This is a genomic window from Streptomyces sp. DSM 110735, assembly GCF_016482685.1.
Taxonomy (GTDB): Bacteria; Actinomycetota; Actinomycetes; order Streptomycetales; family Streptomycetaceae; genus Streptomyces.
In genome coordinates, this window is sequence record NZ_JACYHF010000006.1 from 29,004 (window position 1) to 40,782 (window position 11,779).

Sequence of the window (11,779 nt, forward strand, 5' to 3'; positions counted from 1 at the left end):
CCGCACGCAGGCAGCCCTCACCCCAGCGGGTCCGCCAGCCCCCACCCCTCCCCCAGCACCCGGTCCACGGCGGCGAGGGCGCAGTCCAGCCGCGTCTGCCGGTCACCGGACACCTCGACCCACTCGGTGCCAGAGGCGGTGAGGACCTCGCGGAAGCGGGTCGTCATCCAGGGGCGCAGATGTTCGCCGTCGCGGAGACCGTCGTCGTCGAAGGGGACGCCGTGGTGGGTGGTGAGCAGGTAGAGGGCGCGGGGTGGCATGGCGGCGGCGAGGTCGCGGACCGGGGCGGTGGTGCGACCTCGGTAGCGTTCCTGCCAGACGGTGGTGGCCAGGGCGTCGGTGTCGCAGACGAGTACGGGACCGCCGGTGCGGGCGGCGTCCTGTTCGAGGCGGTTCTGGCGGTGGGCGACTGTCTCGAAGTCGCCGTCGTCCCAGTCGAGTTCGGCCACTCCGGGCGCGGGACGGTCCGGGGCGGCGAGGGCTCGGGCGCGGGCGAGTTTGAGGACGGTCAGTTCGCGGCCGTACTCCGGCACCCAGCGGGTGAGCGCGTGGGCGCCACCCCGGGTGCGCAGGGCGGCGGCGAGGTCGCGGGAGAGCGTGGTGGTTCCGGTGGACTCCGCGCCGAGGACGACGATCCGGCGGGCGAGCCAGGCGCGTACCGGCGGTTCGATCTCGTCCCAGTGGGCGACGGGGTCGGCGCGCACCTTGGTGCCGGAGACGGCGAAGGTCGTACGGCCGAGGTCAAGCAGCACCGGTGCGGCGTCGAAGCGGTGGGCGAGTTCCGTGCCGTAGGGCTCGGAGCTGAACACCGCGTCCACGGCGGTCTCGTGCGGGCCGGTGGCGAGCGCCTGGCACATCAACGCGACGTGCCCGTCCCAGAGTTCGGGGCTGTCGTAGTCGACCGGCAGGTCGTCGACGACGCCGACGACCGCCACGTGGGGCTGGTCCACCCAGTGTTCGCGTATCCAGGCGACGCGTTCCGCGAGCGGGATCGACTCGTGCCGGGCCGCCATCACGACGACCGTGACGCGCGCGCAGGAGTCGGCGGCGGAGCGGATGAGGAAGTGGTGGCCGGAGTGGGGCGGGTAGAACTTGCCGATGACCAGACCGTGGGCGAAGGGCGTGCTCATGCGGTCACCGTCCGGTCGGTGGCGCCGGTGCCGCTCGGGCCGCCGGAGTCGCCGGTGCCGGTCCCGTCACCCGCGCCGGTCGCGGACCGGGCCGCCGCCAACTCGCCGCGCCAGGAACGCCATCCCATCAGGCACATGGCCAGGAACAGCACATAGACGATGCCGGTGAGATCGAGCCCCTTGGTGAAGTACAGCGGGATGTAGACGAGGTCGGCGGCGATCCAGAAGTACCAGTTCTCGATCTGCTTGGCGTTGAGCAGCCACTGCGCGGCCAGGGAGAGCGCCGTGGTCAGCGCGTCCCAGAAGGGTGCGACGTCGTGCGCGCGGGTCAACAGGACGGTCAGCCCCCACGTGACGGGGACGAGCAGCGCGAGCAGGACGAGCAGGGTGGTCCGGGACGCGCGGCCAAGGCGCCGCCGGGTGCGCCGTTCGCCGCCGCGCAGCCAGAGCAGCCAGCCGTGGGCGGCGAGGACCAGGTAGACGACCTGGAGGGAGGCGTCGGCGTACAGGCGCGCGCTCCAGAACAGGGCGAGGAAGAAGAGGTTGTTGGCGATGCCGACGGGGAAGTTCCACACGCTGGCCCGTACGCACAGCCATACGCACACCGCGCCGGTGGCGAAGCCGAGCAGTTCGGACCAGGTGACCGCGTCCTGGCCCAACTGGAACACCTGCTGGTTCAGCGGCGCGATCAGACCGCCGAGCATGTCCGGGACAGCCATGTCGTCCCACCCCTCCCGTTAATGTCGAAGTGACGATAACAAGTGGGTGTCCACTCCACAATCCCCCTCTCTCCGCTGTGGATTTCGGCCAGGTGATCGTGCGCCGATTTCGGCCTTCGCCCCGCCGCCACCCCGCTGCTAGCGTCGAAACGAAACCGGACGACGGGGGCGCACGATGACGACGACCGACGTGATCGACCTGGTGGCGATGGGTGAGGACTTCGTCCGCGATCCCTACCCGGTGTACGCGGCGCTGCGCGAGCGCGGTCCCGTGCACCGGGTGCGGATTCCGGAGGGGGCGGAGGCGTGGCTCGTAGTGGGCTACGAGGCCGGGCGGGCGGCGCTCGCGGACCCGAGGCTGTCGAAGCGGTGGGAGAACGCCGCGGCCACGTTCCCGATCTCCAGCCCGGCCGCCGGACCGCACATGCTCAACCAGGACCCGCCGGACCACGGACGGCTGCGCAAGCTGGTCGTCCGCGAGTTCACCCCGCGCCGGATCGAGCAACTCGCCCCGCGCGTCCAGGAGATCACCGACGAGCTGCTCGACGCGATGATCGCGGCGCCGGAGGGGCGGGCCGACCTGGTCGAGGCGCTCTCCTTCCCGCTGCCGATCTCGGTGATCTGCGAGCTGCTCGGCGTACCGACGCTGGACCGAGCAGCCTTCCGCGACTGGACGAACACGATCCTCTCCGGCGCCGACCCGGAGCTGCGCCAGGCGGCGACGCGCGAAACGGCCGCGTATCTGGCCGAGTTGATGGAACGCAAGCGCCACGACCCTGGTCAGGACCTGATGAGCGACCTGGTCCGCACCACCGACGAGGACGGCGACCGCCTCTCGCACGAGGAACTGCTCGGCACCGCCTGGCTGTTGCTGGTCGCCGGTCACGAGACCACGGTCAACCTGATCTCCAACGGCGTCCTGGCCCTGCTCACCCACCCCGACCAACTGGGCCTTCTCCGCAAGGACATGACGCTCATGCCCAACGCGGTGGAGGAGATGCTGCGTTACGACGGTCCGGTGGAGACCCCGACCTTCCGGTTCACCACCGAACCGATCGAGATCGGCGGCACGGTCGTCCCCGGCGACGGTCAACTGGTCCTCGTCGCCATGGCCGACGCCAACCACGACCCCGCCCGCTTCCCCGCCCCTGACGACTTCGACATCCGCCGCCCCACCGGCGGCCACGTCGCCTTCGGCCACGGCATCCACTACTGCCTCGGCGCCCCCCTCGCCCGCCTCGAAGCCCGCCTCGCCCTCACCGCCCTCCTCACCCGCTTCCCCACCCTCACCCTCGACACCCACCCCGCCGCCCTCACCTGGCGCGAGGGCATGCTGATCAGGGGACCACGGAGCCTGCCGGTGCGCTGGGAGAGCGGACGGTGACCGAGCTGAAGATCCCGGACATCTACCAGGACGACGAGAACGCCGTACGACTGCTGTCCACGTACTTCACCAAGACACGCGACCGCGGCGACCTCTTCTATTCCGGCGCACACTTCGAGCGCCTGGGCGGCGGCGGGGACGCGCCGGACGTGGCGAACCGCTTCGACAGCGACGACGTGGTCGCCATCACCATGCTCAGCGTCTCACTCAAGCCCCACGGGGCGATCGACCTGCTGGCCGACCCCGAGGGCCACTGGACGCGCTTGCTGTCACTGATCCCCCGCGACGCCCGCCTGGAGGATCCAGAGAGCGATCCGCTCATGACACGGGGCGGCCCCGCGTGGGAGTTGTGGGAGCGCTTGACCGACCGGACCGAGAAGTACGCGGAGAAACCCGACGGCAGCGGCCCGGTCGTCGCGGGCAAGCTACTGGCCCGCAAGCGCCCCCACCTGGTCCCGGTCTACGACAAGCGCGTCAAGCAGCTCTTCCAGCGCCCGAGAAACGACCACTCCTTCTGGGCCGCGCTGGCGGCAGCCCTCCGCGCGGACAACGGCGCCTTCTACGACCGCCTGGTCCATCTCCGGCAGAAGGCGGGCATCGGCGAGGACATCAGCGTTCTGCGCGTGTTCGACGTCATCGCCTGGATGCACGGGGGCGGCAAGTAACGCATTCCCACCATCCACGATAAATGCGGCAAGGGTCCTGACCGGCTGCCTCACCGATATGTCTTCGGCGGGGTCGCCTTCCACGCCCGGTCAAGGGAATCGTCCCAAGTGCCGTCTCGGTCGAAGCTGGCGGCTCGACAGCCACGCGACATGGGCGCCGCGGCGCTATGGCGCCAGGACGCATCCCCGATTCGGGCTATTGCGTGGCCGCAGTATCGGCAGACTGCGTGTCCCATCAACTCGTCAGCCAGGCGCTCGAATTGCGCGGTGCGGTCCGCGACCTCTTCTTTGATGCCCCGCAGCACATCCTCAGCCGTCGAAACCCCCGCGGAGACGATGATGTCGTGCACAAGAGCCGCCGCTTCGGTGGCGATGTCGGCTCGGCGCGCGGCATCGACGAGGCTCTGCGCAGAACCGCTCTCGGGCGACTTGCGCACCGTCCGCTCAGCCAGGTCAACCGATGGATGGTTCGACGCCGACGGCAGGTCCTCACTCGCCCCGGACTCTTTCCTCCCATCCCGTAGGCGTCTGCGAGCTACCTCAAAAGCCCATGCCTCGGTGGATGCCTTCTTGGCGACATTGAAGTGGGTGCTGGTCGCGGACTCCATCACCGTGTGGAACTCCTCCATCAATGCACCCCAGTGATCGCCACCAGCGAAGTCCTCCGGGCGCCAGCCGTAGTGACGCACAAGCTCCTCGCGGACCCGACCGAAATGGTGAAGGCTCTTTCGCACCGGTCCGGAGGTGTCGATGCGGAGGCCGGCACGCTCTGCCTTGGCCAGCATTTCGCGATCCACGCCTTCCCACTTCATGTGACCGTCGCGTTCACAGGCGTAGTCGACCCAGGACCAGAACGCCTCGGCGTCCGCGACGTCAGGGGCCTCACGGTGGTGGCGCGGGCACAGGAGGGCAAAGTTGCGCACATCATTGGAACCGCCGAGCGACTCCGGGACCACATGAGCCCTCTCCACCGGCGCCTGCCAGCAGATGAGACAGATCGGCTCATCGAGACCGAGATAGTCGGCGATGGCCTGGACCGGAGGCCTGGAGCGGCGCTGGTCGGGGTTACGTTCCCGGTTGCGCACGCCCAGTTCGCGGTGGTCGTAGGCGTGTTCACGGTCGGGGTCCCGTATGTTCAAAACGTCAGGTACGTCCTCACGCTGCGACCCTGGATTTCTCACCCGGTAGAGCGGTGTGCTGATCTCTGTGAGGTAAGGGCCAAGGAAGCCCAGCAGGAACTCCTGGATGATCTCAAAGGCATCGGCATCGAAGCCTCCAGCGGTGTTGCGGTGTCCTTGGATGTCGAGGTAGAGATAGCGCGGAGCGCCAGGGTTGGCAGCGGCGGCCTGCTTGAGGATCGAGAAGAGGCGAGTGGCACACTTGGTGAAGTCCTCTTCAACCCGCATATCGTGATAAAGAGCGATGCCCTTTACCATTTCATCGGATTCCGACCCCGCAGGTAGGGCTGCCTGTTGCGCGCCCTCGAGGCGAGCTGATCTCTGACCCGAGTTCGGTTTCTGTGAGCTGTCGTTCATGAGCGCGCACAGTAGATGCCGCGACTGACAGTGGGGGTCCGCCATCTGACTCGGAACGGTCGACCAGCCGGGACACCCGTAAGCGAACGAGGTCGCCCCCGGTGTCCGCTTGGCCGAGCAGAACAGTGAAGGCCCTTTCCCAGGCGTCGTCCGCGGCCTTCTTCCGAAGGTGGCCGCGGACGCCCCACGACCCGAAGCGCTCGGGCAGGCCCGTCCACGGTGCCCTGGTGCGGTGCTGGAATGCGATCGTGCCGATCGCCTGCCGGTGGTCCCGCCACCGGCCACCCCGTTCGGCGTCCGGTCCGGCGACAACGGCTCGATCCATGCCACCGGGCGGCAGTCAACGACACACATCAACCACCGATCCGATGATCTGAACGGAACGACCTACGAGCCCCGGCTGCGATCAGAGCAGCCTTCCCGCGCCAGCCATGTCGACCTGTCACCCCGGACCGAACTGGAATTTCGCTCGACTGTTGGTCACACGGCTGGTCGCGCGGTCGCCCTGCAGCCAGAGAAACAGAAAAACCCCAGATCAACTGGGGTTTCTGCTGGTTGCTGGTGGGTCGTTCACGAGACCCCTTGACCAGGCGTAACAGGGCCAATTGATGTCGAGGTTCCCGCAGGCCGCGTGATCACTCCCCGAGTGTATGCGCATTCAACTATTGTTGGGATGTACTTACGTCGATGGCGGCGACGGGGTCGGACAAGGCCGGGCTTATGCGCATCGTGGATGTTCTGGAGCGCAAGGGTCTTGCCATACGCAAGCCAGCTGCGGGTGACCGACGGGTGCGGGCAGTGGAGATCACGACTAAGGGCTGGAGCTCTTCGATACCGCCCACCTGGCGGCGGAGCCGCCGGCTGAGCGTATGGTTGCCGAACTGGGGCCCGGCAAGCCCGATCGCGAGGGGTACGCGCGTCCTCGCGCCCGTCGCCGGCCGCGTCGATGCGCGTGGCTTCATACGACTCCGCGGCGAAACGGAGACCATGTCGACGCCTTCTCCGGAGTCCAAGTGGACCTCTGCCGTCACCTAGCCGCCAGAGGCATAATCCCGGCTGTAGCTTTCAGGCACCGCTGAGCCGATAACTGACATAGGCGATGCGCCGAGAATCAGGTACCAGCACGAGACGTTGATGGTCCCTGGCAGCCCAGATGCCAGCTGACTTCCCTCGGCCACCAAGACGTGCCTATACATCTTCATGGCCTGGCAGCCTCTCAAGGAGCATCACCGGAGGTACAAGAAGGGAGATGCTGGGTCGCCGACTGAGGGGAGTCTGCGAGGTCTCTGTCCGTCACCTGGATGACAGAGTTGAACAGCCACAGCAGGCGGTAGGCCCGGACGGCACCGAGGATCAGGACACCTTCCACGGCCCAGTGAACGCCCCCAGGGTCCGTCTCGGTGGTGTCGAGGGCAGTTGCAAGTAGGCAGACACCGGAGATGAGCAAGGTGGCCGATAGGACGCTTACCCAGTTCCGCCGGAACTGTGAGGCCAGGTGGGGCGCAGTGCGCAGGACCCGCATGCGGCGTCCTGTGGCGGAAGCGTACTGCGCAATGGCGGCAGTGACGAAGCTGCCGACCAGTGCGACGACGGTGGCACCGGTGGTGTAGATCGTCAAGCGTTGTTCGCGGCCGGGCGCACCGAGGATGTCACCGCGTCCGGTCAGTGCGACCAACAGACCGTGCCCGCCAAGGACGACTGCGGTCAGCAGCCAGTCCGCCGCCGGACGTGATCGCCACCGCTGCAACAGTCTGCGTGCCGTCTCGACCAGCCTCTGCATTCCCGCCCCTCCCCCGCGCGCGCCGACCAGGGATTTCGCCCCCAGCTGCCCTCCAGGCTAGAGGTCGGCACTGACAGCGGCCCGCAGCACCCTTTCGTTCTGCAGGGAGACCCGCTCCAGCTGGTTTAGGGCCACCTGCAAGTCGATGGCGTGACCGTCGCTGGAGGAGAACGGAACGACGCACTTCGCAGTGATGCGCTCGCTGACGAAGTCGATCTTCTCGTCGTCGGCCTCGCTGTGCCACGCCTCCATGCGGGCCTGCGCGGCGGCGGTGTCGACGGCGTCGGAGTTGTCCAGCCAGTCCGCGATGTCGTTGGCGAACACCTGAGTGGAGGCGAGGAGGTGGTTGTGCCCGCGGGCGCGACGGCGGGGCGAGAGGACGCGGGACTTCTTCGGCACCTCCAGCTTCAGCGTGATGATCATGTCCGGGTTGTCCTCGTGCAGGCGGCTGAGTGCGGTGCCTAGGTCGGAGCTGGCGCGCAGGGCCGTGGGGCTGTCGGGCGGCTCGGGGGCGATGCGAACAGTCAGCTGCTCGATCGCCGCCGCGTGCGCGAGCTTCTCCCGGGACCGGGCGTTGACCACCGGCCGCAGCTCGATGTTGCGGACCTCGGGGGCAGCGGCGTGCATGTCGTCCAGCCAGCGCTTCAGGGCCTGGGCGCGGGGTGCCGAGGTACCGCCGGCCATGGTGGCGAGGACGTTACCGAAGGGCAGGAAGTACACCGTGGTGACGTCCACCAACTCCTTGTCCGCGGCGAGCTGGAGGTGGCTGAGGGTGCCGTCGACGTGGTCGATGAGCTGCGGTACGTCCTGGCGGACCTTGGCGAGGAGCAGGTGGGGGGCGGTCTGGAGGGTATCTACGGCCCCGATCAGGATCTCGTCGCCGGTGCGCGATGTGCGCTGGGCGGGCGGCTGGGCGCACAGACGGCGGATGTGCGCTCCCCAGTCGCGGTGCGGGAGACGTGAGGAGGCGGGGGCGTCGGCGTCGGCGATCTCGTAGAAGTGGACGATTCTGTCCCGGTTACGTGCGGCCATGACTGTGCTCCCCCGTGGCGGTCTGGGACGACGTGCATCGACCAGCCTATCGAGAGGGCCGGCGGACGCCGAAACGATCAGGTCGGGCCGGGCACACAGCGCCCGGCCCGACCTGGTCGGCATGCCCTACTCCTCCTCGAACTGGGCTTGCAGTTTGAGGGTGTTGGCGTTTTCGGTGAGGGTGCGCACCTTGTCCGCCGGGAAGCCGCCGGGCGCGGTCGCCTGGATCTCGACCGTGATCTCGACATCGGCCCCGATGGCTTCGAGGTGCTGGAGGATCTCGAAGGCATACTTCGTGGCGTGCTTGCTGTACTGCTCGGTGTCCAGCCGGGCGTGGGCGTAGAAGCGGGTCGGGACTCGGGGCAGCGGGGTCGGCGCCGGAACCGGGGTGCCGGGGCGGGGCGACACCGACGGTCCGCTGGCGCCCTGACCGGTGCCGGTGCTGTCGTCGGCGTCCTCGTCCTGATCGGCCGGTTCCTGGTGCCTGGCGGCGGCTGCCGCCAGGTCGGCGGCCTCCTGGGCGGCGGCGAGATCGGCCCGCACCAGTAGGGAGGAGTCGGTGATCTGACCGAAGGAGCCACCCCGGCAGGGCAGGACGAGCCCCTGGTAGCGGCCGGTGGCGGGGTCTTGGCCGGTGGCGAGGGCGAAGCCGTCGGTCTCCCAGGTGATGTGGGTGAGGACGTCCTCGATGCCCTGGTCGAGAACGGCGCGGTCGCGCAGCCGGTTCATGTACGGGTACTTGGTGTGCAGTTCCCACAGGCGGCCGACGCTGATGTGGCCGTCCCGGCTCCACTCCTGGCCCAACGCATCCACGATCCGCTGGTGCAGGACGGCGGGGGCCTGCTGGACGTAGAGCATGCCCTGGCGCTTGAGGCGGTCACCGACCTGGATGGCGGCGTCGTCGATGGCCGGTAGGTCGACCTTGAAGTTGACCCACTCGATCTTGGCGCCGGGGACCTGCTCGGGGACGAGCACCCAGCGGTAGGCCTTGCCCAACCGGAGGTTGACCGTCTCGTCGGCCTTCTCCATCCGAGTTCTGGCCTGCGTCTTCTGATTCTCGGTCAGGTCGAGCTGGACGTGCTGCGTCAGGACCTGCTTCCAGCCCAGGTACTCGCGTACGGCCTCCGCGACCTCCTCGATCTCCTTGCGGTCGGGGGCGAGGAAGACGAGGGCGTTGCGGTGCTGCCGGGTGGTGGAGCGGTACTGGTCCAGAGCCTCCTGGGCAAAGCGCAGGGCCTCAGTGTCAGGCATGTCCCTGGCGCTGCGGTGGGTGAAGCGGGGGTGCAGCAGCACCAGGCGGGCGTTGTCGTTGTCCGGGATGTCACTCGCTGGCAGCGGCGCCGCGTGGACTGCCTGGAACTGTCCGCGCACGCCCTGGACGACACTGAGCCGGCGCACCACGTCCGCCCACACCTTGTCGACATCGTCGAGGAGCTTGTTCGCCTCGTCCTTGGCTGTGCGGGTGATGTTGGCGTGGGTGTCGTACCAATGGCGCTCGCCGTCGCCGTAGAGGTAGGTGGAGCGGTCGGCGAGGGCGTTGAGCGCGGTTCGGAAGTTGCCCAGCGGTTCACCGGGGATGGCCATGCCGAGCCGGGTGTGTGGATCGGACAGGCCCTTGCGGGCGGCGTGCACGCGGGGCGCAGAGCCCATGAAGACGGTACGGGCTACCCGTCGGCTCATGCCGCGCTGTCCGAGTACGGGCTTCTCGGCGTCGACGGAGGCCGGGGTGGAGTCCGGCCCGTCGACGTCGGCGTCGATGATCGGCTTCCAGCGGTCCTCCAGGTAGTACGTCAGCTCCTGGTTGACGCGGGTGTCGTGTATGGGCACGTCCCCGGGCATGATCATGGGGCTCTGGTTCTGGTCGCGCCACAGCGCGTGGATGACGGTGCTCATCAGCCGCAGCACGCCCCGCGTGCGCTGGAACCTGGGCAGCGTCGACCAGTCCTCGTAAAGTCGCGCGAACAGCTCCGGATGGATCGGGTACGTCGACTTGATGCGCCGCTCGTAGTCCATGGTGTCGCAGCCAGCCGGGAACTCGCGCTTCTCGGTGCCGTAGAACTGCGTGTAGAGCCGCGCCACCTTGTTGATCTCGGCCTGGACCTCACTGGTGGGGGTCTGGAAGAGACGGCGGCGCACGATCTCGAAGGACTCGTCGGAGCTGGCGGGACGCCAGGCGTCAGCCTTGCGGTGGACGACGTTCTGCAGTCGTTCCAGCGCGATGCGGTTGTTCTCCCCGCCGATGTCGTACTGGTCGGCGTCGCTGATCTCACCGGTCGCAGAGGCCGGGATGGACACCAGCAGCTGGGCTCCGTCGACGGAGGCGACGGCCTCGGTGAGGGACTGCGCGAAGGAGAAGTGCGTCTCGAAGGATCCGGCGGGCAGATTGTCGTTGCCGAGCAGCGGACCGGCGTACTGCACCCACTCGTCGATGAGGATGACGCAGGGCGCGTACGCGGCGATCAGGTCCTGGAGCAGGGCGGTGCCGGGGCTGGTACTGGTGCGGTCGGCCTCGGCGATGATGTCGTACGCCTGCCGCTTGCCGAGCCCCCAGGCGAGCTGGCCCCACATGGTGTTGACGACGGTGCCGTCGGGCTTGACGTCGGCCTGACCGATACCGAGTTCGTTGCCGACCAGAACGGCCCGGTGGACCGTTCCGCCGGGCAGTCCACCACCCGGCGCGGCGGCGATCAGCTCCTGGAGGTCCTGCGGCAGCCGGTTCACTTTCAGACCAGGCGCGTACAGGTGGTACAGCGCCATCATCGAGTGCGTCTTGCCACCACCGAAGTTGGTCTGGAGGTTAATGACGGGGGCGGCGTTCGGGTCACCGCTGATCCGGCGCAGCGACTTGGCGAGCAGTTCCTCAAGGCCCTCGGTGAGGTACGTCCGCTGGAAGAACTCCTCGGGTTCGGTGTACTCGGCGGCGCCCTCGCCGCGCGCCACCCGCCACAGGTCGGCGGCGAACTCGGAGGCGTTAAAGTCACCGCGCGCCACGTCCTCGTGCGGGGTGAGCACGTCACGCCAGGGCCTCAGCCCCTCGGCGGCCACGCTCGGCACAGCACGCGCCCGGCGGGCCGCCCTCTTCGTCTCCTCCTCCGTCACCTGCCTGTGCAGCGTCTGCCGGGACTCCCGGACCTGTTCGACGAGCGCGGGATCTGCGTGCACAGCCCGCAGCAGCCGCTCCGCCGTGTCCAGCGCGCGCAGGGTGTCGTCCGCGGTGAACGACTCGTGGTGCGCCCACCGGTTGCGTACGTCGTTCATCTCGCTGGCGAACCCACGGGCGCTGCCCGGCAGCAGGTGCCGGAAGTAGGTGCTCCAGTACCGCTGGAGGAGGTTCAGCAGGAACTGCGGATCGTTCTTGCCGACCTGCTTCCCCTGCCCCCGGGCCTCGCTCTCCGCGTCCTCGAACCAGCCCTCGCCCTGCCGCTTGACCATCTCCCGTTCCAGGAAGGGCAGCAGCCCCTCCGCGAGGATGTCGATCATGCGGGTGACACGGTCTCGGTTATTCACCGCCATGGTGCGGGTGTCCTGCCTTTC

At 68.3% G+C, this 11,779-nt stretch carries 8 protein-coding genes; 2 read left to right on the forward strand and 6 right to left on the reverse strand.

All coding sequences use genetic code 11. The annotated features are described in order from the left end of the window. Positions 1 to 17: 17 nt before the first annotated feature. Both IF655_RS11835 and pnuC read right to left on the reverse strand, forming a co-directional pair. On the reverse strand, positions 18 to 1,130 hold the full coding sequence (locus IF655_RS11835; RefSeq protein ID WP_199584369.1) for an AAA family ATPase: 1,113 nt from the start codon (positions 1,128 to 1,130) through the stop codon (positions 18 to 20). Further along, positions 1,127 to 1,849, reverse strand: a complete 723-nt coding sequence (gene pnuC, locus IF655_RS11840) for a nicotinamide riboside transporter PnuC (protein ID WP_199584371.1) — start codon at positions 1,847 to 1,849, stop codon at positions 1,127 to 1,129. The genes IF655_RS11835 and pnuC overlap by 4 nt, the downstream gene beginning before the upstream one ends. A 175-nt stretch (positions 1,850 to 2,024) precedes the next feature. Between pnuC and IF655_RS11845 the strand changes: the two genes are divergently transcribed. Continuing rightward, complete coding sequence (locus IF655_RS11845; RefSeq protein WP_277952674.1) at positions 2,025 to 3,233, forward strand: cytochrome P450; 1,209 nt, start codon at positions 2,025 to 2,027, stop codon at positions 3,231 to 3,233. Continuing rightward, positions 3,230 to 3,898: a DUF6308 family protein gene (locus IF655_RS11850; RefSeq protein WP_199584373.1), complete on the forward strand. Its 669-nt coding sequence runs from the start codon at positions 3,230 to 3,232 to the stop codon at positions 3,896 to 3,898. Before IF655_RS11845 ends, IF655_RS11850 begins: the two co-directional genes overlap by 4 nt. Before the next feature lie 50 nt (positions 3,899 to 3,948). Here IF655_RS11850 and IF655_RS11855 read toward each other — a convergent pair whose 3' ends face one another. The 4 genes from IF655_RS11855 to IF655_RS11870 form a co-directional block, all read right to left on the reverse strand. Then, on the reverse strand, positions 3,949 to 5,433 hold the full coding sequence (locus tag IF655_RS11855; protein WP_199584375.1) for an HNH endonuclease: 1,485 nt from the start codon (positions 5,431 to 5,433) through the stop codon (positions 3,949 to 3,951). Between the two features lie 1,216 nt (positions 5,434 to 6,649). Beyond that, a complete protein-coding gene (locus IF655_RS11860; protein WP_242488692.1) occupies positions 6,650 to 7,213 on the reverse strand; it encodes a hypothetical protein in 564 nt (187 codons plus the stop codon). Between the two features lie 57 nt (positions 7,214 to 7,270). After that, complete coding sequence (locus IF655_RS11865) at positions 7,271 to 8,245, reverse strand: hypothetical protein (RefSeq protein ID WP_199584379.1); 975 nt, start codon at positions 8,243 to 8,245, stop codon at positions 7,271 to 7,273. A gap of 126 nt (positions 8,246 to 8,371) precedes the next feature. Further along, on the reverse strand, positions 8,372 to 11,725 hold the full coding sequence (locus IF655_RS11870; RefSeq protein WP_199584383.1) for a DUF499 domain-containing protein: 3,354 nt from the start codon (positions 11,723 to 11,725) through the stop codon (positions 8,372 to 8,374). Positions 11,726 to 11,779: the final 54 nt, after the last annotated feature.